The sequence below is a fragment of the Streptomyces sp. NPDC002588 genome (genome assembly GCF_040295925.1).
Taxonomy (GTDB): Bacteria; Actinomycetota; Actinomycetes; order Streptomycetales; family Streptomycetaceae; genus Streptomyces.
In genome coordinates this window covers 50,524-73,468 of record NZ_JBEOWF010000001.1, presented here as the reverse complement: position 1 = coordinate 73,468, position 22,945 = coordinate 50,524, and the positions used below count along the sequence as shown (strand labels likewise).

At 72.5% G+C, this 22,945-nt stretch carries 22 protein-coding genes and 1 pseudogene; 17 read left to right on the top strand and 6 right to left on the bottom strand.

All coding sequences use genetic code 11. The features are described from left to right. Positions 1–27: 27 nt before the first annotated feature. Complete coding sequence (locus ABT057_RS00335; RefSeq protein WP_352340576.1) at positions 28–375, top strand: CU044_2847 family protein; 348 nt, start codon at positions 28–30, stop codon at positions 373–375. A 57-nt stretch (positions 376–432) separates the two neighbouring features. Here the strand turns inward: ABT057_RS00335 and ABT057_RS00330 are convergent. From ABT057_RS00330 to ABT057_RS00315, 4 genes and pseudogenes are all read right to left on the bottom strand, one after another. Then, a pseudogene (locus ABT057_RS00330) lies at positions 433–941 on the bottom strand (acetoacetate--CoA ligase); the annotation flags it as partial. Between the two features lie 8 nt (positions 942–949). Continuing rightward, positions 950–2,554, bottom strand: a complete 1,605-nt coding sequence (gene mhpA / locus ABT057_RS00325) for a bifunctional 3-(3-hydroxy-phenyl)propionate/3-hydroxycinnamic acid hydroxylase MhpA (protein WP_352339869.1) — start codon at positions 2,552–2,554, stop codon at positions 950–952. Continuing rightward, on the bottom strand, positions 2,551–3,525 hold the full coding sequence (locus ABT057_RS00320; RefSeq protein WP_352339867.1) for a fumarylacetoacetate hydrolase family protein: 975 nt from the start codon (positions 3,523–3,525) through the stop codon (positions 2,551–2,553). The genes mhpA and ABT057_RS00320 overlap by 4 nt, the downstream gene beginning before the upstream one ends. Positions 3,526–3,586: 61 nt before the next feature. Further along, positions 3,587–4,741 carry a VOC family protein gene (locus ABT057_RS00315; RefSeq protein WP_352339865.1) on the bottom strand — a complete coding sequence of 385 codons (1,155 nt, stop codon included), beginning with the start codon at positions 4,739–4,741 and terminating at the stop codon, positions 3,587–3,589. A 157-nt stretch (positions 4,742–4,898) separates the two neighbouring features. Here ABT057_RS00315 and ABT057_RS00310 point away from each other — a divergent pair, with 157 nt between their 5' ends. From ABT057_RS00310 to ABT057_RS00245, 14 genes are all read left to right on the top strand, one after another. After that, positions 4,899–5,534 carry a TetR/AcrR family transcriptional regulator gene (locus tag ABT057_RS00310; protein WP_352339863.1) on the top strand — a complete coding sequence of 212 codons (636 nt, stop codon included), beginning with the start codon at positions 4,899–4,901 and terminating at the stop codon, positions 5,532–5,534. 200 nt (positions 5,535–5,734) lie between these two features. Next, a complete protein-coding gene (locus tag ABT057_RS00305; RefSeq protein WP_352339861.1) occupies positions 5,735–6,613 on the top strand; it encodes an SDR family oxidoreductase in 879 nt (292 codons plus the stop codon). A 241-nt stretch (positions 6,614–6,854) separates the two neighbouring features. After that, positions 6,855–8,129, top strand: coding sequence for a PP2C family protein-serine/threonine phosphatase (locus tag ABT057_RS00300; protein ID WP_352339859.1), 1,275 nt, complete (start codon positions 6,855–6,857; stop codon positions 8,127–8,129). Beyond that, positions 8,126–8,485, top strand: a complete 360-nt coding sequence (locus ABT057_RS00295; RefSeq protein WP_352339857.1) for an STAS domain-containing protein — start codon at positions 8,126–8,128, stop codon at positions 8,483–8,485. The genes ABT057_RS00300 and ABT057_RS00295 overlap by 4 nt, the downstream gene beginning before the upstream one ends. A gap of 124 nt (positions 8,486–8,609) precedes the next feature. Then, positions 8,610–9,083, top strand: coding sequence for a carboxymuconolactone decarboxylase family protein (locus ABT057_RS00290; protein ID WP_352339855.1), 474 nt, complete (start codon positions 8,610–8,612; stop codon positions 9,081–9,083). Between the two features lie 5 nt (positions 9,084–9,088). Further along, the gene (locus tag ABT057_RS00285) at positions 9,089–10,012 is read left to right on the top strand and encodes an RNA polymerase sigma-70 factor (RefSeq protein ID WP_352339853.1); all 924 of its coding nucleotides are present in this window, start codon (positions 9,089–9,091) and stop codon (positions 10,010–10,012) included. A gap of 159 nt (positions 10,013–10,171) precedes the next feature. Then, positions 10,172–10,789 carry a TOPRIM nucleotidyl transferase/hydrolase domain-containing protein gene (locus ABT057_RS00280; protein ID WP_352339851.1) on the top strand — a complete coding sequence of 206 codons (618 nt, stop codon included), beginning with the start codon at positions 10,172–10,174 and terminating at the stop codon, positions 10,787–10,789. A gap of 114 nt (positions 10,790–10,903) precedes the next feature. Further along, positions 10,904–11,998, top strand: a complete 1,095-nt coding sequence (locus tag ABT057_RS00275; protein ID WP_352339849.1) for a LacI family DNA-binding transcriptional regulator — start codon at positions 10,904–10,906, stop codon at positions 11,996–11,998. 108 nt (positions 11,999–12,106) lie between these two features. After that, complete coding sequence (locus tag ABT057_RS00270; protein WP_352339847.1) at positions 12,107–13,423, top strand: ABC transporter substrate-binding protein; 1,317 nt, start codon at positions 12,107–12,109, stop codon at positions 13,421–13,423. A gap of 9 nt (positions 13,424–13,432) precedes the next feature. Next, on the top strand, positions 13,433–14,401 hold the full coding sequence (locus ABT057_RS00265; protein WP_502973736.1) for a carbohydrate ABC transporter permease: 969 nt from the start codon (positions 13,433–13,435) through the stop codon (positions 14,399–14,401). After that, entirely contained in the window at positions 14,398–15,270 is an 873-nt protein-coding gene (locus ABT057_RS00260) for a carbohydrate ABC transporter permease (protein ID WP_352339845.1), read from the top strand. The genes ABT057_RS00265 and ABT057_RS00260 overlap by 4 nt, the downstream gene beginning before the upstream one ends. 41 nt (positions 15,271–15,311) lie before the next feature. Then, positions 15,312–16,292: a hydroxyacid dehydrogenase gene (locus ABT057_RS00255; RefSeq protein ID WP_352340574.1), complete on the top strand. Its 981-nt coding sequence runs from the start codon at positions 15,312–15,314 to the stop codon at positions 16,290–16,292. A 35-nt stretch (positions 16,293–16,327) separates the two neighbouring features. Further along, positions 16,328–18,262: a DUF2264 domain-containing protein gene (locus ABT057_RS00250; protein ID WP_352339843.1), complete on the top strand. Its 1,935-nt coding sequence runs from the start codon at positions 16,328–16,330 to the stop codon at positions 18,260–18,262. After that, positions 18,259–19,032, top strand: a complete 774-nt coding sequence (locus ABT057_RS00245; RefSeq protein WP_352339841.1) for a sugar phosphate isomerase/epimerase family protein — start codon at positions 18,259–18,261, stop codon at positions 19,030–19,032. The genes ABT057_RS00250 and ABT057_RS00245 overlap by 4 nt, the downstream gene beginning before the upstream one ends. On the opposite strand, the gene ABT057_RS00240 is transcribed toward ABT057_RS00245, so the two are convergent. Next, complete coding sequence (locus ABT057_RS00240; protein ID WP_502973758.1) at positions 19,016–20,371, bottom strand: phosphoinositide-specific phospholipase C-related protein; 1,356 nt, start codon at positions 20,369–20,371, stop codon at positions 19,016–19,018. The two genes, ABT057_RS00245 and ABT057_RS00240, sit on opposite strands and share 17 nt — an antisense overlap. Positions 20,372–20,531: 160 nt before the next feature. On the opposite strand from ABT057_RS00240, the gene ABT057_RS00235 reads away from it, so the two are divergent. Beyond that, positions 20,532–20,822, top strand: a complete 291-nt coding sequence (locus ABT057_RS00235) for a hypothetical protein (protein WP_352339837.1) — start codon at positions 20,532–20,534, stop codon at positions 20,820–20,822. A 145-nt stretch (positions 20,823–20,967) separates the two neighbouring features. Here ABT057_RS00235 and ABT057_RS00230 read toward each other — a convergent pair whose 3' ends face one another. After that, on the bottom strand, positions 20,968–21,840 hold the full coding sequence (locus ABT057_RS00230) for an aldo/keto reductase family oxidoreductase (protein ID WP_352339835.1): 873 nt from the start codon (positions 21,838–21,840) through the stop codon (positions 20,968–20,970). 210 nt (positions 21,841–22,050) lie between these two features. Between ABT057_RS00230 and ABT057_RS00225 the strand changes: the two genes are divergently transcribed. Then, positions 22,051–22,914: a LysR family transcriptional regulator gene (locus ABT057_RS00225; RefSeq protein WP_352339833.1), complete on the top strand. Its 864-nt coding sequence runs from the start codon at positions 22,051–22,053 to the stop codon at positions 22,912–22,914. The last annotated feature ends 31 nt before the right edge of the window (positions 22,915–22,945 follow it).

Genomic DNA, 22,945 nt, shown 5'->3' with positions numbered 1-22,945 from the left:
TGATTCCATGATCCACCGAGGAGCCCCATGCCGGACGCAGTCCAGTTCACCCTCGCCGACGGAACCGTCGTCCTCGTGGCACCGCCCGCCCGTGCCGGCACGGGCGCGGTCGGCCTCGGCACCCGTCTGGAGAGCGCGGAGAGAACCCTGCGCCAGGCCCTGGCGCCGATCACCTCCGCCGCGGCCGAGGTGATCGACGAGTTCCGCTCCCTCAGCCGCCGCCCCGACGAGGTGGAGGTCAGCTTCGGCGTGGTCCTGGACGGCAGACTCGGCGCGGTGATCGCGAGCGCCCACGCCAGCGCGCATCTGGACGTCAGCCTCCGGTGGAGCGGCACGGAAGCTCCGCCGAACCCCGCAGACACCGGCCCTTCCTGACGTCCGCCTTCCTGCCCTGGTCGCCCCGTGGACCTTGCCGTCCGGCCCGCGGAAGCGGCCGGAGGCGCAGCCGGTGTCCAGGCGTGTCCAGTAGCCGCCGTCCGGCTCCTCGGCGCCGATGACGAGCGCCTCGGCGATCTCGGGGAGCCGTTCGACGACGTCGTGGATGTCGGCGCTGCCCAGGCGTACGCCGTTGCGGTTGAGGGGGGAGTCGGAGCGGCCGTGCACGATGACCGAGCCGTGGTCCGGGACCGTGATCCAGTCGCCGTGCCGGGGTAGGAGGAGAAGCAGGCCTCGCGGTGGCGGGTGCCGTCGGGGTCGTCCCAGAAGTACAGGGGCATCGACGGCATCGGGCGGGTGACGACCAGTTCGCCGACCCGGCCGGTGACCGGGAGGCCCTCGGCGTCGTAGGCGGCCGGCGTCACTCCCAGGTGCGGCGCGGACAGTTCGCCCGCCCAGACCGGGGTGGTGGGCGCCGAGCCCGCGAAGCCGGACACGATGTCGGTGCCGCCGCTGACGGAGGCGAGCAGGACGTGCTCGCCGACGTGCTCGCGGACCCAGGGGTACGGCGTGTTCATCGGGTCGTGCTCCTCGACAGGCCTTTCGGGGCGGTCCGTGGGGAGGGAAGAGGGCTTCGGGTGGTGTGCAGCAGGGAGGCCCAGGCGGCCGTGGCCGTGAAGTCGCGGCCGCCGGCGGGGACGACATCGAGGACGACGCGGTCCGGCCGCAGCAGCACGGCGTCTGCCCGCCCCGCGCGCAGCCAGTCGCCGAGCCGGCCGTCGTCACCCAGCTCCGCCACGGGCAGGATCCGGGCGCCGAGGCCGTCGACGACCGCCTTCGGGGCGGGGGAGAGCGGTACGCCGGCCAGGACGGCGAAGGAGTCGCCGAGCACCTCGTCCAGGCGGGTGCGCGGTCCGTCGACGCTCACCCACGGCTGCGGACAGAAGGCACCCACGAGAGGCCGGCCGCCCCAGCGGCGGCGACGGGGGACCAGCGGCCCGGCGGTCAGCGCAGGACTGAGGTCGCGGGCGGCCGCCGCACCGAGGCCGGGAATGCGGACGGCCGCGCCCAGGAGACCGCGGCGGACGAAGGCCGCGCCGTCCTGGCCGCCGGTCATGGCCCAGCCCATGGCGACCGCGAGCCGGATGACGTGCCGGGCATGCGGCTTGCGCTCGGTCTCGTACGTGTCCAACAGCCGTTCGTCTGCGCCCTGCCGGAGCACGCGGGCGAGCTTCCAGGTCAGGTTGTGGGCGTCGCGCAGGCCGGCGCACAGACCCTGTCCGATGAACGGTGGCGTGAGGTGCGCCGCGTCGCCGAGGAGGAAGACCCGACCGCGACGCCAGCGGTCGGCGATGCGGGCGCGGAAGGTGTACCGCGCCTGCCGCACCAGTTCGAAGTCGGCGCCGTGCCCGGGGTCCGCCCAGGGCGCGATCAGCTCCCGCAGCCGCTCGTGATCGAGTTCCGCGTCGTCCCGGAGCCGGAACTCCCACCGGTAGCGGTCCTCCCCGATGCGCATGAAGGTGGCCGGGCGCTCGGGGTCACAGATCTGTTCGACGCCTTCCCAGCAGCGGACCGGGAGGCCGGTGCGCACGTCGACGACCGTCCAGCGTTCTTCGAAGCGCAGATCCTCCCACCCGGTGCCGATGGCGTCGCGGGTGACGCCGCCCGCGCCGTCGCACCCGAGGACGGCGTCCGCGCACAGCACATGTTCACCGTCGGCGTCGCGGTACGTCACCCGGACCGGACCGTCGCCGTCCTGCTGGACGCCGAGGACCTCCACCCCGCCGCGCAGCTCGCACTCGGGGGTGCGGGCCAGGGCGTCGCGCAGCACCCGTTCCAGTTCGGGCTGGTCGAACATGCTGGTCTGCGGGAAGCCGTGGGTGCCCTCGGCGGCGCGCGGGAACTCGGCCATCACCCGGTGCCCGGCGTCCAGCAGCCGCAGCCCGCGCGCGGGGCGGGCGATCGCGGCGAACTCCTCCTGGACGCCGGCGGCCTGGAGGATACGGCGCACCTCGTCGTCGGTGGCGACGGCGCGGGGCAGGGGATAGAGATCGCGGTGGCGTTCGAGGACGGCGGTCCTCACCCCATGCCGGGCCAGCAGGAGGGCGGCGGTCACGCCCACGGGGCCGGCGCCGACGATCAACACGGGTACGTCTGCCGAGGCGGGCTCGACGGTCATGTGCGGCTCACTTCGATCTCGGTGCGCGTCGGTCGGTTCGCGTCGGTCACGGGGGTGCGCTGCTCGCCGAGGTCGATGCGCCCGTCCGGGGTGGCGATGGAGACGGTGACCGCGTCACCCGCGTGCAGGTAGTGCGGGTTCCTGGCCTGGCTCTTGAAGAACGCCTTCCACTTCAGGGCGGGCGGCAGCAGCGAGCCGATCTTCTCGACGGCCTTCGCCGGAGCCCTGAGGGCCGTGCCGCCGGGGGTGCCGGTCAGCAGCAGATCGCCGGGCTCCAAGGTCTGGAAGCGGGCCAGCAGCGTCAGTGCCCGCGCCGGACGGACGATCATGTCGGCGAGGGTGCGGTCCTGGCGCGGATCGCCGTTGACGCTCAACTTCAGCCGCAGGTCGAGGAGACGGGCGAAGTCCGCCGGCTCGAGCAGGGCCAGGTACGGCCCGGTGGGTGTGAAGGTCGGGTACGACTTGCTCTCGTAGAACTGCGTCTTGGTCAGCTGTACGTCACGCGCGCTGACGTCGTTGGTGATCACGAGCCCGGCGACGTACGAGGGCAGGTCCCGCTCCTCGACCACGGTGCCGACGGGCAGCGGCGCCCCCATGACCAGGCCCAGTTCCACCTCGTAGTCGAGGAACTTCACATGCGACGGCCGCACGATCGCGTCGCCGGGGCCGCTCACCGAGCCGGACGCCTTGCGGAAGAAGGCGGGCGGGATGTCGCCGGTGAAGCCCGACTCACGGGCGTGGCTGCGGTAGTTGACCATCTGCGCGACCACACGGCAGGGGGTGGTGACGGGGGAGAGGGCGACCAGGTCGGCGACGGGAGTGCCCGCCTCCCCTGAGGCGGCGGCCTCGCCGACGGCGGCTCGGTCCGCCAGCAGTTCGGCGGTGGTGACGGCCTCGGTGTCGATGCGGACGGCGTGCGCGTCGCGAACCACCCACCAGCCGTCGGCGGTTCGCAGGACGTTGGTGCTCATGTCAGTGCCTTCGTCAGAGAGGGGAGGGGCGAGGGGGGAGGGGCGAGGGTGCGCGAAGGGGTCAGGAGTTCGCGGCCTTGAGCAGGCCGAACAGGCGCGCCGGATCCATTTCGTTGTCCCCGCGCAGGGCCTGGACGACGTCGCGGATCCGCCGCGGAGAGGGGCCGGCGCCGAGGAAGTCGCGGGTGGCAGGCGGCCCCCACTGGGCGAGGCCGCCGGCCGACATGGGCGCCCAGCCGGGCTCGAGGTCGCAGGAGAACAGGTCGCCGTCGGCGAAGTGCTCCAGCATCAGGTGATCGGGGTCGCGCCAGTAGTCGAAAAGCTGGCTGCCCTGGATGTGCCGGCCGATGCCCCAACTGCGCCTGTAGCCGCGCTCGGCCAGGTACTCCCCGCCCGCGGCGATCGAGTCCAGGTCGGTCACCTGGTAGGCGGAATGGACATAGCCGTTGCCCGGGCCCAGGTGCATGGCCAGCGTGTGGTGGTCCACGGCCAGGCCGCCCTGGTCACACCGGACGAAGGCCATCGTCGGGCCGCGGTCGCGCCGGCCGTCCAGGAACAGGAAGTCGGACACGATCATCCCGAGCGTGTCCAGATACCAGTCCAGCGCACGGCCGAACACCCTTGTCTCCAGTACCACGTGGCCGAGCCGCTGGATCCGGGACGGTTCGCGCGGCGGGCGCTGAGCGGCATTCGTACGACGGTGACCGGTGCCGAAGTTGAGCGGCAGCGGCTGCTGTCCCGGCAGCTCCGGCAACTGTTGCGCGCAGTGCACGACCCGGACCGGGAAGCCCGACGGGTCGAGCAGGGTGACCGCACGGCCGCCGCCGGGCACGTCGGCGTTGCGCACATCGGTGCCGGTGGCGCGGGCCAGCCGGTCCAGGTCGGCCGGGTCGGCGGCGCGGAACGCCGGCCCGATGAAGCGGGACCGACGGCCCCTGCGGATCACCATGCAGGGCGAGCCCGCGAAGGTGCCCCGCAGCCACAGCGCGTCCGCGGTACGGGCCGCCACCGAGAAGCCGAAGTCGAGTGCGAAGACCTCCGCCCGGGCCAGGTCGGGCTTCTCGAACTCCAGCCATGCCAGGTCCGCCACCTTGATCACGGGGTTCCGGGACCGGCCGGGGTGCTCGCCGCGCAGGGCGCCCCGCTCGCTGTGGAGGTCCTGATGGGCCGTTCTGACGTCGGTGGCGTCGGCCGCGGTGACGCGGGTTCTGGACATGGGGTCCTCCAAGCGACATTACTAATGATGAAATCATCAGCTTTGACGCATCGATCGTCAATAGTCGACGCCAAGGTGGCTGATGAATTCCTCAGAGATGTACTGATCGATTCATCAGAATTGGAGTGCTGATGTTGCCGTTGCTAGACTCCCCGGCATGTCGACGTCAGCCATGCCCCGCAACCGCTTCGAACGGCGGCGCGCCGAGACCCGCCAGGCGCTGGTCCGCGCGGCCCGGCAGATCCTCGCCGAGAGCGGGGACACCAGCGCCAGCATCCAGGCGATCGCCGAGCGCGCGGACGTCGGCTTCGGCTCCTTCTACAACCACTTCGAGTCCAAGGCGGAGCTGTTCGACGCGGCGGTGCGGGACGCCCTCGAAGAGTTCGGCCAGGCCTTCGACGAACACCTCCGGGGCATCGACGACCCCGCGGAGCTCGTCGCGGCGGGCTTCCGCCTCAGCGCGCGCATGGCCGACTCCCGGCCCGAACTGATGCAGGTCCTGCGCCACCGCGGCCTCGGCCACATCCACGCCGACTCGGGCCTGGCCCCGCGCGCCGTCCGCGACCTGGAGGCCGGCATCGCCACCGGCCGCTTCACCATCACCGACCCGACCGTCGCGCTGACCGCCCTGGGCGGATCCCTGCTGGCGCTGGTCGAGCTGCGGTTCGCCCGCCCGGAACTCGACGGCGACGAGGCCGCCTCGAACCTCGCCGAGATGCTGCTGCGCATGCTGGGCGTCCCACCGCAGGACGCCCACGACGTCGCCCGCCGCCCGCTCCCCGACCTCGGCTGACGGGAACCGAGCGGACGACAGGACCTGTCCGCGAGACCGGGCCGGGCGGCGCGCGTGTCCGGTTGGTCCGTTCCGCGATGGGCACTTGGCTGTGAAGCGAGGCGGGGGACCAGGGTTTCCCCGCTGACGCCCTCTCTGCGACCCGGCGGAGCCGTAGGCGTGGGGTTCTGGGGAAGCAGGGGAAGCGGAAGGGACGAGCCGTGGACGACAGCCCCGTCAAGGACCGCACCGTCGTGGTGACCGGTGCGGCACGCGGCGTGGGAGCGGCGCTGGCGAACGCACTTGCCCGACGAGGTGCGCGGCTGGCCCTGCTCGACCACGACGGACCGGCACTGGAGGCCGCGGCCGCCGAGCTGCCGGGCACGGCACTGGCCATCCCGGCCGATGTCGCCGACGGCACGGCTCTGAGCGATGCCGCCGAAGAGATTCGCGGACGCCTGGGTCCGCCCTCGGTCGTCGTGGCGAACGCGGGAATCGCCGAAGGCGGCCCCTTCGCCCTGTCGGACCCCGCGAACTGGCGCCGGGTGATCGACGTGAACCTGGTCGGCAGCGCCCAGACGGCCCGGGCATTCCTGCCGGACCTCGTGCTGACCGCCGGCTATCACCTCCAGATCGCCTCGCTGGCCTCGATCGGCGCCGCTCCCATGATGAGTGCCTACTGCGCCTCCAAAGCCGGCGTGGAAGCCTTCGCGCACTCCTTGCGCGCCGAGGTGGCACACCTCGGTGTGGCCGTGGGCATCGCCTATCTCAGCTGGACCGACACGGACATGATCCGCGACGCGGGCCGCCACCCGGTGCTGCGGGAACTGCGTGCCCACATGCCGCCGCCCGCCCGGCGTGTCCACCCGGCCGACGCCGTTGCCGCCCGCCTGACACATGCCGTGGAGCACCGGCGCACCGCCGTCTACGTTCCCGCGTCGCTGCGCCTGGCCCAGGTGGCCCGGGCCGCGCTCCCGCCCCTCGTCCTGCGGCTGACCCGGCACGCGCTGCCCCGCCTGGAGGCCGGGGAGCCGTTGCGCCCCACCGGCCTGCTGGGTGCAGGCGGCGACGCCGACCGGGCCGCCGTCCGGCGGCGGTGACCGGTGCCGCCAGGGGTGTCGGTGTGCCGTCTGCGAGGATGGGCCGTATGGACGTGCGGCACAGGAACCAGGTGACGGTGACCGGGCGGTCCGGTGCGCCGGTGGTGATGCCGGCGCACGGTCTCGGGTGCGACCGGAACATGTGGCGCCCGGGGCACTGTCCCCAATCTCGCAGGGCGATACATCTGGCCGCCCCCGAGGAGACCGCCGCGGCCATCGCCGGGTTCGCGGGGAACGTCCGGTGACGGGCAGGGCCCACCACGAGGACGACAGCGGCCCGCAAGGAGGCGACGGGCCGGCGGACGAGCAGGCGGAGTTCTCCGCACTGCTGGAGGACAGTGCCGAGGACCTGTACGAACACGCGCCCTGCGGCTATCTGTCGACCCTGCCGGACGGCCGGATCGCCAAGGTCAACACCACCCTGCTGGACTGGCTCGGCTACCGGCGTGGTGACCTCGTGGACCGCAGGCACTTCTCCGACCTGCTGACCGCCGGTGGCCGGCTCTACCACGAGACCCACCTCGCCCCGCTGCTGCGGATGCAGGGCGAGGTCCGCGCCATCGCGCTGGAGCTGATGGCCGCCGACGGCTCCCGGCTGCCGGTCCTGGTGACCTCGACGGTGAAGACGAGCAGCGACGGGCAGCCGCTGCTGATCCGCAGCACGGTCTTCGACGCCCGCGACCGCCGCGCCTACGAAATCGAGCTGCTGCGTGCCCGCAAGGCGGCCGAAGAGGAGCGGGAGCGCCTACAGCGCCTGGCCACCACCCTGCAGAAGACCCTGCTGCCGCCGACCCTGGCGAACGTGCCCGGCCTCGACGTCTGCGCGTATTACCACATCGCCTCCGCCGACCAGGTCGGCGGCGACTTCTACGACCTGTTCCCACTGGCGGCCGGTACCTGGGCGCTGTTCCTGGGCGATGTGTGCGGCAAAGGCGCCGCCGCCGCGGCCGTCACCTCCCTGACCCGCTACACCCTGCGCGCCGCCGCCGTCTACGACCCCGACCCGGCCGCGGTCCTCGGCAATCTGAACACGGTCCTGAACCACGAGTACAACGGTGACGACCCCCGCTTCTGCACCGTCGTCTTCGGCCACCTCGCCCCCGACGCCGACCGGGGCGGCTTCCACGTCGTTCTGGCCAGCGGCGGCCATCCTCCCGCCCTGCTGCTGCGCGCCGACGGCACGGCCGACTACCTGCCCACCCCCGGCGGCCAGCTCATCGGCGTCCTGCCCGATCCCCAGATCGCCACCACCAAGATCCATCTGGCGCCCGGCGACACGCTGTTGCTGCACACCGACGGGCTCACCGAAGCCCACATCAGCGCCCGCACCGGGGACGGCGAACGCTACGGCGACGACGCCCTCCTCGCGTTCGCCCGCGCGCTGGCCCCCACCACCGCGGCGGACACGGTGGGCGCGATCCGTGACCTGCTCGCCACCTTCGGCACCGGCGTGGACGACGACACCGCCGTCCTGGCCATCCACGTGCCCCGACCCCCCAGTGAAGAGCGGCCGTGACCCCGTCCCTGACCCTGCACACCCGGGCCACCCCTGCCGGGGTGGTCATCGAACTCGTCGGGGACCTGGACCACGACACCGTCGGCGACTTCCGCGCGGCGCTGCCCGGCCTCGGCCTGCGGGCCGGCCAGCAGCTCGTCCTCGACCTGGGCGGCCTCACCTTCTGCGACTCCAGCGGCATCACCGTGCTGATCGCCGCCCGCAACCACGCCCTGGCGGCCGACGCGGGCATCGCCCTGGCAGCGGTCCCCGACCGCGTCAGCCGCGTCTTCCGCATCGTCGGCCTGGACCAGGTGTTCCCCACCCATCCCACGGCCCGGGACGCCGAGACCACCTGGCGCCCCACCACCGGCTGACGGCGACCCGCCCGGACCGCGCTTTTCAGCCTCTGCGGGACGCCGGAGAACCGGCCGTGTCACAGGACGCGGGGCCACCTCGTCTCAGGGGTGTAGACACCGACGACAGCAGAGGGAGCACTCCATGGACGCGCGACTCGACTACTTCGCCGACCCGACCGCGGGCAGGGCCCTCAAGTACTTCATGTCGGCGGGCAAGGCGCTCAGGGACTCGGCGCTGCCCGCCGCGACGCGGGAACTCGTGGCGCTTCGCGTGAGCCAGATCAACGGCTGTGCCGTCTGTATCGACATGCACACCAAGGACGCCGCCGCCGCGGGCGAGACCCCGGTGCGGCTGAACCTGGTCGCGGCATGGCGGGAGGCCACGGTCTTCACCGAGGCCGAGCGCGCCGCGCTGGAACTGGCGGAGCAGGGGACGCGGGTCGCGGACGCGGCCGGCGGGGTCGGCGACGAGGTGTGGGCGAACGCCGCCAAGCACTACGACGGGGAGCAGCTCACCGCCCTGGTGGTTCTGGTCTCCTTCATGAACACGGTGAACCGGCTGAACATCATCACCCGTCAGCCGGCCGGCAGCTACGAGGCCGGGCAGTTCCACTGAACGGCGTGAGCGAGGTCGAGGAGTTCGAGGAGCTGCGGCCACTGCTGTTCTCGATCGCCTACCGGATTCTGGGCAGTGTGGCGGAGGCCGAGGACGCGGTGCAGGAGACCTGGCTGCGCTTTGACGGCTCGTCCACCCGGCCCGAGTCGGTGAGGGCCTTCCTGTCGGCTGTGGTGACCCGGGTCTCGATCGATGTGCTGCGCTCCGCCCGGGTACGGCGGGAGGAATACGTGGGCCCGTGGTTTCCCGAGCCGCTGCTGAGCGACCCGTACCAGGACCCGGCGCGGTCGGTGGAGCTGGCCGACTCGGTGTCGATGGCGGCACTGCTGCTGCTGGAGCGGCTCAGCCCGCTGGAGCGGGCGGTGTTCGTGCTGCGGGAGGTGTTCGGCTTCGGGTTCGACGAGGTCGCCGCGGCGGTGGGGCGGGCGGAGCCGGCATGCCGGCAGTTGCTGGTGCGGGCGCGGCGGCACATGCAGGCCGGGCGGCCCCGCTTCGAAACGGTCCGCGAAGAACGGGAGGAACTGGCGTCGCGGTTCTTCGACGCCCTCCGTGAAGGCGACGTCGCCGGTCTGCGGGACCTGCTCGCCGCCGATGTGACGATGGCCGGCGACGGCGGTGGCAAGGCGCCGCAGCTGGCCGGTGCCGTCGTCGGGGCCGGCAAGGTGGCCCGGTTGCTGGCCTCCGTCTTCCCCCGGATGGCCAGGATCGACGTGACGTTCGAGCCGCGGGAGATCAACGGCCAGCCGGGCGCGGTCTTCCGCGACCGGGACGGCAGAGTGCTCCACACCCTGGCGCTCGACGTACTCGACGGGCAGATCCAGGCCATCCGCTCGGTGATCAACCCCGACAAGCTCGCCCACCTCGGGCCGGTCGCCGACGCCTGGGCGGTCGACCGCGAGGTCAAGCAGGCCCGTCGGCAGCCGGACTGACTCCTTCCCGGGACGGTGGTCGTCGTGGGCCGTCGCCGGATCATCGGTCGAGTCACGCCCGAGCGCTCGGGGCCTTCGGGGTCGGGCCCACCGGCTCCGAGGCACCCGCGCTCGAATTTCGCGTGCGCCGCCGTCGGCGGACGTAGCAGACTCCCCGGCATGGTCGACATCGGCATGTTCCGGGACGAGGTCGCAGGCTGGGCGGCCGGTGGCTCCGGCGAGCGGGCGAGGGAGCTGGCGGAGGTCCTGGGGGTGCACACGGCGGTCCTGCTGGAAGGGCTGAGCGATCTCGCCGCCGTCGAGGCGCTGGCCTCGGGGCGGGGCCGTGATCTGGCGGCCGAGGGGGTGTGCGCGGTGTCGATGGGCGGGGCGATGAGCGTCGGCCGCTACGCGGGGCTCCTCGGGCCGTCCGGTCTCGGTCTGCGCCTGGTCGGTCTGTGCGACGAGCGCGAAAAGCCCTTCTTCGACCGGAGCCTCGATCCGGACCGGGCGCCCCGCCCGGGTGTCTTCGTCTGCGCGGCGGACCTGGAGGACGAGCTCATCCGTGCGCTGGGCCCGGCGCGGATCGAGCGGATCGTCCGGTCCGAGGGCGAGCTGCGCGCCTGGCAGACCTTCGTGCAGCAGCCCGCCCAGCACGGTCGTCCCCGGCACCAGCAGCTGCGGCGCTTCATCGGCACGAAGAAGGGCCGCAAGATCCGCTATGGCCGCCTCCTGGTCGAAGCCCTCGCCCCCGACCAGGTGCCCGCCCCGCTGGACGCCCTCCTCGCAAGCCTGTGACGGCCTGCCCCGAGTGGGCAGGGGCGCGCTCTCCGGCGCCCCCCGATTGATCGCTTGATCGAATGATCGGTAGAATGGGACGCGACGCGGGCGTTCGTTCGAAAGCGGTGGGGCATGCGGGAGTCGGCGGAGAAGCGGCAGTCCCGGATCGCGGAGCTGGTGCGGGGGCGTGGGGTGGCGCGGATCACCGATCTCGCCGACGAACTCGGTGTCTCCGTCGTCACCGTGCGCCGGGACGTCGAAGAGCTGGCCCAGCGCGGAGAGGTGCGCCGGGGGCACGGGGTGGCGCGTTCGCTGCGACCGGTGCCGGACGAGAGCGCCCCGGACGGCGACGCGGTCGCCATGATCGTGCCCGAGCGGAACACCTACCTCACCGAGGCCGTCCAGGGCGCCCGCGAAGCCGCCCGCAAGGCCGGGCTCCGGCTCGAGCTGCACATCGCGGCCGACGACGACGGCGCGGAGGGCGAGGCGGTCCGCCAGGCGCTCGCCGGCGGCGCGCGCGGTCTGCTGCTGTCGCCGCACTGGCGCACCCGCGCGGAGGAGACCGACGCGGACCACTCCTGGCTCACCGCCCTCGAAGTCCCCGTCGTCCTCGTGGAACGGCGCCCGGCCCGCACCAGCGCCATCTACCCGCTGGACTGCGTCCGCTCCGACCACGCCTACGGAGTGCACCTGGCGCTGGAACACCTCACCGGGCTCGGCCACCGGCGCATCGTCCTGGCCGCACGCGACGACAGCCCCACCGCACGGGTGATCCGCGCCGAGTTCGCCGCCCAGACCGCCGCCCGCGGCCTGGCCGAGGGATGCCCCACGCTCCTCAGCTCGCGCTCCGCGGGCCCGGACCCCTCCGCCGCCGACCCGCGCTCCGCGGACCTGGTGGAGGCGGTGCGCCGGGCCGGCGCGACGGCCGCGCTCATCCACAGCGACATGGACGCGCTGGTGCTGGTGCGACGACTGCAGGCCGCCGGCATCGACGTGCCGGGCGACTGCTCGGTGGTCGCGTACAACGACGTGGTCGCCGACATGGCGCCGGTGCCGCTGACGGCCGTGGCCCCGCCCAAGACCGAGCTCGGCCGGACGGCCCTCGGCCTGCTGCTGCGCCGGCTAGACCCGGCCCGCGAGGGACTGCGGCCCGGCCCGACCCGCCACGTGGAACTGCTCCCGGCGCTCGTGGTCCGGGAGTCCACGGCCCTCCTCGGCACATCCTGAGACCGGTTTGTTCGTTTGACCGATTTGGTTTCTTCTGTTCGGTCTCTTGACGCCTTTTTCGTCTCGCGCACAGGATTTCCCTGACTCAGCGAAGACGCGGGAGGGTCCATGCCTGGTCGACGACGCGCACGCCTGGCCGCCGCCGCACTGTTCACCAACGTCATCCTGCTCCTGGCGGGCTGCTCCTCGGGCGGCGGCGACACCGCCGGGAGCGGGCCCGTGCACCTCACCTTCTGGTCGGCTCTGCGCGGCACCCAGCAGGTCGTGGACGAGTACAACCGCGTCCAGGACAGGATCCGGGTCGACTACCAACAGGTCCCCTCCGGCCCCCAGGGCGGCTGGGCCAAGGTCAGCAACGCCGCCCGGGCCGGCAACGCCCCCGACGTCGCCACCATGGAGTACCCCCAGTTGCCCGGCTACGCCATAGACGGCGTGCCCCGCGACCTCACCGACCTGCTGCCCGACTCGGTGCGCCGCAAGTTCCTCCCGCAGGCCCTCGACCTCACCACCCTCGACGGCCGCATCTACTCCCTGCCGGTCGACATCGAGCCGATGATGTTCTTCTACCGCAAGGACGTCTTCACGAAGTACGGCATCCCGGTCCCCAAGACCTGGGCGGAGTTCGAGAGTTCGGCCCGCAAGCTCAAGGAGGCCGACCCCGGCGCCCGGATGGCCAGTTTCTTCACCAACGGCTCCCAGCACCTCGCCGGATTCGCCTGGCAGGCCGGCGCCCGCTGGTTCCGGACCGCCGGCGACACCTGGCACATCACCATGACGGACGCCCCGACCCGCAAGGTCGCCGCGTACTGGCAGGGCCTGGTCGACCAGGACCTGGTGCGGGTCGAACCGGTGGACAGCCAGCAGTGGCGGGCCCACCTCCAGAGCGGCGAGACCGTCGGCTACATGGCCGGCGCCTGGGCGGCCGGCTCGCTGATGAACTCCACACCCGGCGGCAAGGGCAAGTGGGCGATCGCCCCGCTCCCGCAGTGGGACCCCGCCCACCCCTCCCTCGGCACCCAGGGCGGCTCGACCTTCGCCGTCACCAAGGACAGCGAACACCCCAAGGAAGCCCTGGAGTTCATCACCTGGATGGTGACCAGCCCGGACGCCCTGCGCGCCAAGCTCTCCAGCGGCATCAGCAGCGCCTTCCCCGCCGTACCGGCACTGGTCCCCGTGGCCCGCAAGGAGATGGACACCGCCTACTACTCCGGCCAGGACATCTTCGGCCTCTTCCAGCAGTCCGCCGGGCTGATCTCCCCGAACTGGGAATGGGGGCCGCGCATGACGTCCACGATCACCTCCGTCGAGGACGGGTTCGCGAAGGCGGGAGCGGGCAGCGGCAGCATCCTCGGCGCGCTGCGCGAAGGGGAACGCAGAACCCTCCCCGACCTCAAGAGCCTCGGCCTGTCGGTCACTACGAACTGAGGTGCAGCCGTGAGCACAGTGCTCTCCCCGGAAGAACGCACGGGAACCCCGAAGCCCCTCCCGCGCACACCCCGCCCCCGTCGCGCCGGACGCCGCCAGCAGGGCCTCGCCTGCGCCGCGCTCCTCGCCCCGTTCACGGCCCTGCTCGTCGCCGTGTTCCTCGTCCCCGTCGGCTACGCGATCTACCTCAGCCTCTTCTCCGAGGACCACAAAGGTCTCGGCTTCGGCGGCGGCACCACCGTCTTCACCGGCCTGCGCAGCTATCTCGCGGTCCTCGGCGATCCCAGCTTCCGCTCCGGATTCGGGGTGATCGCCCTCTACTGCGTGATCTTCGTCCCGGTGGTCGTGGCCGGCGCGCTCGCACTCGCCCTGCTCCTCGACTCCGGCCTCGTGCGGCTGCGCCGCACCGCGCAGATGATGCTCTACCTGCCGCACGCCGTGCCGGGCATCATCGCCGCCGTCATCTGGCTGTACCTCTACACCCCCGGCCTCAGCCCGGTCGTCAGGCTGTTCGCCCGGGCGGACGTCCAGGTCGACTTCCTCGGCCTGCACACCGTCCTGCCCTCCATGGTCAACATCGCCCTGTGGAGCGGCCTCGGCTACAACATGGTGATCTTCTACGCCGCCCTCCAGGCGCTGCCGCGCGAGGTGATCGAGGCGGCCACCATCGACGGCGCCGGCGGTCTGCGCACCGCGCTCCAGGTGAAGGTGCCCATCATCCGGGGATCCGTCGTGATGGTGTGTATGTTCGCGCTGATCGGCGCGCTCCAGCTGTTCACCGAGCCCACCCTGATGAACCAGGCCACACCGATGGTCAACTCCCGCTACACGCCCAACATGTACATCTACGACGCCGCCTTCCGCCGCAACAACTACGGCCTGGCCTCCGCCGCCTCCGTCATCCTCCTCGTCGTCACCTGCGCCCTGTCGTACGCGGTGACCAGGTGGGCGGGCCGCCGGGAACGGAGCGCACGATGACCGCCCTCGCACCGCCCCCCGCCCGCTCCCTCGGCGGCAGACTGACCAGCCGTGGCGTCGCCAACGCGGTCGTCCTGCTGGCCGCCCTCTACACACTGCTGCCCGGCCTGTGGCTCCTGCTGGCCGCCACCAAGAACTCCGACGCCCTGTTCGGCAGCGACATCCTCTCCTTCGGCGACTTCTCCCTGGGGCGCAACCTGACCGACCTGTTCTCCATGGAGGACGGCATCTACGGCCGCTGGTACGTCAACAGCCTGCTGTACGCCGTCGTCGGCGCCTTCGTCGGCTCGTTCGTCAGCGTCGCCGCCGGATACGCCTTCGACAAGTACGAATTCCCGCACAAGGAGAAGCTGTTCGGGCTCGTCCTCACCGGCGTCATGGTCCCGCCCACGGTCCTCGCCCTGCCGCTCTACCTGGTCGCGTCCAACATCGGCCTGGTGAACACCTTCTGGGCGGTGTTCGTCCCGGTGCTGTTCAACCCGTTCGGCGTCTACCTGGCCCGCCTGCTCAGCAGCGGCTATGTGCCGAACGAGGTGCTGGAGGCCTCCCGGGTGGACGGCGCGGGGGAGCTGCAGACCTATGTGCGGGTCAGCCTGCGCATGCTCGGCCCCGGATTCGTCACCGTCTTCCTCTTCCAGCTCACCGCCATCTGGAACAACTTCTTCCTCCCGATGGTGATGCTCTCCGACGAACACCTGTATCCGCTCAGCCTCGGCCTCTACACCTGGAACAGCTCCGCCACCGTCTCGCCCGAGTACTACCCGCTCGTCGTCATCGGCTCGCTGCTCGCCGTCGTCCCGCTGATCGTCGCGTTCGTGACGCTCCAGCGGTACTGGAGGTCGGGCCTGACCGCAGGGAGCGTCAAGTGACCGGCCCCGGACCCGCCCACCGGCCCCGCGCCGTCCTCGCCATGGCGCAGAAGACCGCCCGCCAGGTCCTCGACGACGACATACGGGCCCGCCTCGCGGACCTCACCGACATCGACCCGCACCTCGTCCTGGACGATCTGACCACCCCCGCCGCGCACCGCGCGCTCGCCGACGCCGAACTGCTCGTCACCGGCTGGGGCTGCCCGCCCCTCGACACGGCCGTGCTGGACGCCGCGCCCCGGCTGCGCGCGGTCGTGCACACCGCGGGCACGGTCCGCCACCACATCACGCCCGCCTGCTGGGACCGAGGACTCCAGGTGTCGTCGGCCGCCGCGGCCAACGCGGTCCCCGTCGCCGAGTACACCCTCGCCATGATCCTGCTCGCCAACAAACGCGTCCTGGAGACCGCCCGCGTCTACCGCGCCGAACGCCGGCGCGTCGACTGGAACGAACGCCACCCCGACGCGGGCAACTACCGGCGCACGGTGGGCATCCTGAGCGCCTCGGTCATCGGCCGCCGGGTCATCGAACTGCTCCGACCGCACGACCTCACGGTCCTCCTCCACGACCCCTACGTCACCGACACCGAGGCCCGCGCCCTCGGCACGCACCCCGTCCCGCTCCCGGAGCTGTTCGAGCGCGGTGACGTCGTCAGCGTCCACACACCGCTGCTGCCGGAGACCCGCGGCCTGGTCAGCCGGGAGCTGCTGGCACGGATGCGCCCGGGATCGACCCTGATCAACACCGCGCGCGGCGCCGTCGTCGACCAGGACGCCCTCGTCGACGAGGTGCTCCCCGGCCGCATCCACGCCGTCCTGGACGTCACCGAACCGGACCTGCTGCCCGCCGACTCGCCGCTCTACGACTGTCCGCACGTCCTGCTCACCCCCCACATCGCCGGTTCCAAGGGCGGCGAGCTGCGCCGCCTCGCCGAACTGGCCCTGGCCGAGGTCGAGTCGTACGTCCTCGGCCGGCCCTTCGCCCACCCGGTCCGCCCCGAACGCCTGGCCCGCCTCGCCTGAGGCAGCCCGAAACGAACAGGAGACGTGGCCCGGCCATGCCCGAACTCCCGCTCCCCCTCCCGCCCGAGGACCGCACGCTCAGCCCCCGTACCGGCTACACCCGCGCCCACTGGGAAGCGACGGCCGACCACCTCCTCACCGCCGCTCTCCGCTACGCCACGCCCGGCCACGCCCTCGTCGACCTGCCCGGACCGCCCTCGAAGTCCGGCGTCCGCTCCGACGGCCTGGAAGGCTTCGCCCGTACGTTCCTGCTGGCCGCCCTGCGCACCGCCGGAGACTCCGGCAAGGACCCGCACGGCTTCCTGGAGCGCTACACCGCCGGCATCGCCCACGGCACCCGCACCCCCGGCCGTGAAGACACCGAGTCCTGGCCCGGGATCGGCCACCACGGCATCCAGGGCCAGCCCATGGTGGAGTCCGCCTCGGTGGCCCTCGCCCTGCGGCTCACCAGGCCCTGGACCTGGGACACCCTGCCCGCCGCCGACCAGGACCGGGTGGAACGCTGGCTGCGCGGCGCGCTCACCCACACCCCCGCGCCCAACAACTGGTACCTGTTCCCGCTGACGGTCGCGGGTTTCCTGGAGTCCGTCGGACGCGGCGACACCGACACGAGCCGCGCGATCGAACGGGGCCTCGGTCTTCTGGACGGCTGGTACCGCGGCCAGGGCTGGTACTCCGACGGCGACGGCCGCGCCTTCGACCACTACAACGGCTGGGCCCTGCACCTCTACCCCCTCCTGCACGCCCACCTCGCCCAGGACCTCCCCCTGCTCGACCGACTCGGCGCCCGGCTGCGCGAGTTCCTCGACGGCTTCGCCCTCCTCTTCGACGCGAACGGCGCCCCGATCCACCACGGCCGCTCCCTGACGTACCGCTTCGCCGCGACCGCCGCGGTGGGACTCGGTGCCCTCACCGGCCACACCCCGCTTGCTCCCGGCGCCACCCGCCGCATCCTCAGCGGAGCCCTGCGCCACTTCCTCGACCGGGGCGCCCTCACCTCGGACGGCGTCCTCACCCTCGGCTGGTACGGCCCGCACGAGGCGACCCTCCAGCGCTACTCGGGTCCCGGCTCCCCGTACTGGGCGTCGAAGGCCTTCCTCGCCCTGCTCCTGCCGCCCGAGGACCCGGTGTGGACGGCACCGGAGGAGCCCGCCCCCGCCGAGGCCGCCGACCGGGTGCTCGCGCTGCCCGCTCCCGGGCTGCTCGTCCAGACGACCTCCGCCGACGGCCTGGTACGCCTGCACAACCACGGCAGCTGCAAACTCCACCCGAGCGAACCGGAGCAGGCCCCGGGCAACCCCCTCTACGCCCGCCTGGCCTACTCCACCCGCACCGGCCCCACCAGCGCCGCCAACACCCCCGACAACCACATCGCCCTGGAGGCCCGCGGCACCCGCAGCGCCCGCGTCCGCATCCACCCCCTCGCCGCCGGCCCGGACTGGCTCGCCTCCTGGCACCGCCCGGTCTTCCCCGAAGGCGGACCCGTCCTGCCCGCCGCCCGCATCGAGAGCCTGACGCTGGCCCGCGGCAGCCTCGAACTGCGCGTCCACCGAACCGTCGGGGTGCCGCCGGGCACAGCGGTCCATCTCACCGGCTGGGCGGTCGCCCTGCCGCCGGAAGCCGCCCCCGCCGAGACCGAGGAGATCCGCCTCGACGGCCCCGAGGTGACCGGCCGGCTCCTCGGTCTGCACGGCTGGCACACGCACCGCACCGTCCGCGCCCCGCAGGGCACCGCGTACGGCCCCTGGGCCCTCGTCCCCGAACTCACCGGAACCGTCGGCGAAGACGAGGCCGGCACGGTGTTCGCCGCGCTCGCCTCCCTCACCGCCGAGCCCGACCCGCCCCCGCTCGCCGGCCAGGTCACCGCCGGCGCCGACGGCCTCGTCCTCACCGCCCGCTGGGCCGACGGCACCCGCACGGTCGTCCGCCTCGGTGAAGGCGGCCCCGAGGTCACCGAGGAGCGGGCATGACGGCACGCCTGGGCCTGTGCTCCGTCACGCTGCGCCATCTCGACGTGGCAGACGTGCTGAAGGCGGCGGCGGAAGCGGGCCTGGAGTGTGTGGAATGGGGCGCCGACATCCACGTACCGGCAGGCGACACGGACACCGCGGCGCGGGTGCGGGACGCCACCGAGGCGGCGGGCCTGACGGTGGCGTCGTACGGCTCCTACTACCGTGCGGGACACTCCGACCCGGCGGAGTTCGGGCCGGTGCTGCGCGCGGCCGTACGGCTGGGCGCGCCCCGTGTCCGCATCTGGGCGGGCGCCACGGGCACCGAGGCGACGAGCCCGGAACGGCGGGCGGCGGTCGTGGCGGACACCCGCCGGGCGGCGCGGCGCGCGGCCGACGCGGGCATCCGACTCGCCTACGAGTTCCACCGGAACACCCTGACCGACGGCGCCGGTCGCACCCTCCGCCTGCTGGAGGAGGTCGGACGCCCCGACGTCCGCACGTACTGGCAGCCGCCGCTCGACCTCCCGGACGCGGAGGCGTTGGCCGGCCTCGACACGGTGATCGACCAGGTGGCCGCCGTGCACGCCTTCTCCTGGTGGCCCGGGACGACCCGCCAGCCCCTCGCCGCCCGCGCCGACCTGTGGCGCGCGGCCCTCGCACGCCTGGACGGCAGAGCCCTCGACGTCCTCCTGGAGTTCGTCCCGGACGACGACGAGAGGCTCCTCGCCCGCGAGGCCCGGACCCTCCGGGAACTCGCGGGCGGGCCGTCGCTCACTGACCGGGCGTGAGGATGTAGGTGTTGAGGGTGTCGACCGTGCTGAGCGGAGTGGGGGAGCCCAGGTCGTAGCGGTCCACGGCGAGGTAGTTGGGCTTCTTGCGCGCGGCGGGTGTGCAGAAGTTCTGCGCACGGTTGAGGAGTTTGCCGTTGTCCGTCTGGGCCGTCGAGCCGATCGTGTAGTCCCTGAAGTGGTTCATCACGGACAGCGGGTGGAAGGCGGCCGAGTCCACGGTCAGCGGCCGGCCGGTGCCCCAGCGGCTGTAGCAGGACCAGTCGGAGTTGCCGAGCCCGCCGCCCATGGACCAGTAGTTCTCGACCGTCCACTCGCGCTGGTACATCACGCCGAAGGTGTCCCGGGTGGTCCAGCCGTTCGCGGTGTCGCTCGCCCGGGTCCGGTCGCTGAAGATCAGGAGCTGCTTTCCGCGTGCGGCGAGGTCGGCCATGGTCGGCCAGCCGGTGGTCGCCACGCCGTCCTGGTCGGGCCGGTACAGCACGTCGTACAGCCCGCTCACGGAGGCCAGGGAGGACTTCAGCACGTCGGAGGAGGCGTAGTCCTCGAGGAACACGGTGACGAACCGCCCGGGGTCGGCCTTGAGGAAGTCGACGACGCGCTGCAGGTCGGTGGCGAGCGGGACGGGGCTGCTCACGCCGTCACAGCTGTTGTGGCAGAGCACGGCCTGTCCGGAGACGGCGTAGTCGTCGAGCATGAAACCGCGGACGCCGTCGGCGAGTTGTCGGCTGACGCCGTAGTTCTGGTTGGGGAACAGATTCACCGGGAACGAGGCGAAGTCGCCGTCGACGCCGTTGGCGAAGGCGTTGTGCGCGGTGAGGAACGTGACCTGGTCCAGGGTCCGGGCGTCCGCGGACGGCATCTGGGCCGTCGCGTACGCCACCGGGGTGAGGTACCAGCGGGCGAGGTCGCCGGATGAGCCGAGCTGTACGGCGCCGGAGTCGGACGAGGATGCGGAGAGGTACTGCGAAGTGCCGGGGACGCTCACGGTGTAGGTGCCGTCCGCGCCGGCGGTGATCGTCCAGGTGGTGCCCTCCGCCCCGCAGGCGGCGGTCACCGCGGACGTGCCGCTGCGCCCGAGGCAGGTGCCGGACTCGTCGGCGTTCCGCAACTGGTAGCCGCCGTCGACGCCGGCCGGGGTCCATTGCTGGTGGTCCTCGTTGCCCTTCGGGTTGTGCGCGGCGACGGTGCCGCCGCTGTCGGCCGCGTTCAGGCCGGTGGCGTAGTTCTGCAGATAGACCGGGTAGGCGGGGACGGCGGCCGATGCCTGGCCGGCCGACAGGACGGGCAGGGTCAGGGCGAGCGCGGCGGTGCCGCACAGGGCGCGCAGGGGGCGCAGACGCACGGGAGTTCCTTTCACTCCGGCACTTCGGGTGGTGGCAGAGGCATGACATATCGAAACTGCCGGGTGCCGCGCCAGTCCTTACGCCCGAACTCACAGCAGGAATCGTGAGTTGAGGATTTCGTGGGTGCGCACCCCGCTGATTATGATCTTGGTCATGACTGTGCAGAACTCCGACAAGACGCTTTCCCGCAAACAGAGACTCCAGGAGAAGCAGCGCCGCCAGCTGTCGGTGGTCGACACCGTGGACAAGGCCGAGGCCAAGGTCCACAAGGCGGAGGCAGAACTGGCCGTGGCGGTCACCGAGGCGGTGCAGGTGTTCGGCGACGAGAAGAGCGCGTCCGACGGGCTCGACATGCCGGTCGAAACGATCCGGCGCTTCCTCCGCATGGCGAAGGACGACGCGGCCGGCGCCGACGACGCCGGCGAGGTCGTCGGCAACCCCTGAAGGCCGTGATCCCACGCCGCGCGCGCACCTTGGACCGGCCACCACGGCCCGTCGCCGCCCGGCGGGACGTGGTGGCCGGCTGCCGGGCGGCCCCTCCCTCGTGGCACGCAGTCCCCGGAGGCCGTGCGCGAACCGGGGCCGGACCCTAGCGGCCGATCTTGTCCAACTCGGCGAGGTCGTCGGCGGAGAGCGGGAGTCCCGCGCCGGCGACGTTCTCGCGCAGGTGCGCCATCGACGAGGTGCCGGGGATGAGCAGGATGTTCGGCGACCGCTTCAGCAGCCAGGCCAGCGCGACCGACATCGGACTCGCGTCCAGCCGGGCGGCCACGGCGGAAAGCGCCGTGGACTGCAGCGGGGTGAAGCCGCCGAGCGGGAAGAAGGGCACGTAGGCGATGCCCTTGCCGACGAGATCGTCGATCAGGTCGTCGTCGCGGCGGTGGGCGAGGTTGTACATGTTCTGCACGCACACGATCGGGGCGATCGTCTGCGCCTCGGCGACCTGTTCCACCGTCGCGTTGCTCACTCCGAGGTGCCGGATCAGGCCCTGCTGCTGGAGTTCGACGAGGGTCTCGAAGGGCTCGGCGAGCGAGCCGGGCTGCGGGCCCTGGGCGTCGCCGAGCCGGAGGTTGACCACGTCGAGCGCATCGAGGCCGAGGTCCTCGAGGTTCTCGCGGACGGCGCGGCGCAGGTCCTCGGGCTTCCGGGCAGGGGGCCAGCCGCCCTCCTGGTCGCGGACCGCGCCGACCTTGGTCACGATGTGCAGCGATGCCGGACGGGGCTGCAGCGCTTCACGGATCAGCTGGTTGGTGACGCGTGGTCCGTAGGCTCCGGAGGTGTCGATGTGGGTGATCCCGAGGTCGGCGACCTCGCGCAGGACGGCGAGCGCACCGTCGGGGTCGGCGGGCGGGCCCATGACCCAGGGGCCGGCGAGCTGCATGGCGCCGTAGCCGAAGCGGGTGACGGTCAGATCGCCCAGGGTCCAGGTGCCGCCGGGCAGTGACGTGGAGGGTGTGTTCATGCCTGTGTCTTTCGTGCTGAGCCGGATACTGCGGAGGGCTGTTCGCTCCTGGCGCGCCGTTCGTCGACGGCACCCCGCGTCCGTGCCGGTCACCGGCGCGGACCTCGCTTCCCCCCTGCCGTCGATGGTCGCTCGCGGACGAGTGGTGCATCCAATACCGACCTGGTGCCCTGTCATACCCGTCCGGTATCACCGGGGTATGGTGTGGCCGTGGACACCTTGGAGACCCGCGAGTTGAGGTACTTCGTCGCCGTCGCCGAGGAACTGCACTTCGGCCGCGCCGCCGAGCGCCTCGGCATGGCCCAGCCACCGCTGTCCCGGGCGATCCAGCAGCTCGAGCGGCGCCTCGGCGTCCGCCTGCTGGAACGCAACCGCCGCGGCGTCGCCCTGACCGGCGCCGGAGAGATGCTGCTGCACGAGGGCCGCGCGGCCCTCGACGCGACCACCGCCGCCGCCCGCCGAACCCGTCGCGCCGGCGGCGCCGACAGCGCGGGCGCCCCCCGCAACCGACTGGTGCTGGCGGTGAAGGCCGCCGCGTCCCACGAGCTGCTGCACAAGCTCCTCGACGCCTACGCGGCCGAGCCCGACGCCGCCGAGATCGAGGTGCTGCCGAGCGGCACGTGCGAGCAGGGAGAGATGCTGCGCGACGGCCGCGCCGATGTGGCGCTCATGCACGCGCCGTTCAACTCCCTCGCCGGATTCGACAGTGAGGAACTGCTGACCGAGGGGCAGATCGCCATCCTGCCCGCCGGGCACCCCCTCGCCGCACACAGGACCCTGTCCCTGGCCGACGTCAGCGACATCCCCGGTCTTCCGCTCGCCCGCTGGTCCCACGACGGCACGTATCCGCCCGGCCCGGGCCCCGAGATCCACGACCAGACGCAGCTGGCCCAGTTGATCGCCCTCGGACGCACCGTGGCCGTCTTCCCCGACTCCGCCCGCGCCTGGCTCTGGGCCGAGCACACCGCCGTCCCCCTCACCGACGCACCCCCCGTCGTCACCCACATCGCCTGGCCCGCGCACAGCCGCTCCCTCGCCCTCGCCGGACTGATCCGCACGGCCACACGGCTGTGACCCTCGCGGCCCTGCGCGCCGGTCGGCGTCG

Bases quoted from the DNA above. Each gene is read 5' to 3' on its own strand.
- ABT057_RS00335 (WP_352340576.1), top strand. From the start codon at position 28: ATGCCGGACGCAGTCCAGTTCACCCTCGCCGACGGAACCGTCGTCCTC.
- mhpA (WP_352339869.1), bottom strand. From the start codon at position 2,554: ATGACCGTCGAGCCCGCCTCGGCAGACGTACCCGTGTTGATCGTCGGC.
- ABT057_RS00320 (WP_352339867.1), bottom strand. From the start codon at position 3,525: ATGAGCACCAACGTCCTGCGAACCGCCGACGGCTGGTGGGTGGTTCGC.
- ABT057_RS00315 (WP_352339865.1), bottom strand. From the start codon at position 4,741: ATGTCCAGAACCCGCGTCACCGCGGCCGACGCCACCGACGTCAGAACG.
- ABT057_RS00310 (WP_352339863.1), top strand. From the start codon at position 4,899: ATGTCGACGTCAGCCATGCCCCGCAACCGCTTCGAACGGCGGCGCGCC.
- ABT057_RS00290 (WP_352339855.1), top strand. From the start codon at position 8,610: ATGGACGCGCGACTCGACTACTTCGCCGACCCGACCGCGGGCAGGGCC.
- ABT057_RS00280 (WP_352339851.1), top strand. From the start codon at position 10,172: ATGGTCGACATCGGCATGTTCCGGGACGAGGTCGCAGGCTGGGCGGCC.
- ABT057_RS00275 (WP_352339849.1), top strand. From the start codon at position 10,904: ATGCGGGAGTCGGCGGAGAAGCGGCAGTCCCGGATCGCGGAGCTGGTG.
- ABT057_RS00270 (WP_352339847.1), top strand. From the start codon at position 12,107: ATGCCTGGTCGACGACGCGCACGCCTGGCCGCCGCCGCACTGTTCACC.
- ABT057_RS00260 (WP_352339845.1), top strand. From the start codon at position 14,398: ATGACCGCCCTCGCACCGCCCCCCGCCCGCTCCCTCGGCGGCAGACTG.
- ABT057_RS00255 (WP_352340574.1), top strand. From the start codon at position 15,312: ATGGCGCAGAAGACCGCCCGCCAGGTCCTCGACGACGACATACGGGCC.
- ABT057_RS00250 (WP_352339843.1), top strand. From the start codon at position 16,328: ATGCCCGAACTCCCGCTCCCCCTCCCGCCCGAGGACCGCACGCTCAGC.
- ABT057_RS00245 (WP_352339841.1), top strand. From the start codon at position 18,259: ATGACGGCACGCCTGGGCCTGTGCTCCGTCACGCTGCGCCATCTCGAC.
- ABT057_RS00235 (WP_352339837.1), top strand. From the start codon at position 20,532: ATGACTGTGCAGAACTCCGACAAGACGCTTTCCCGCAAACAGAGACTC.
- ABT057_RS00230 (WP_352339835.1), bottom strand. From the start codon at position 21,840: ATGAACACACCCTCCACGTCACTGCCCGGCGGCACCTGGACCCTGGGC.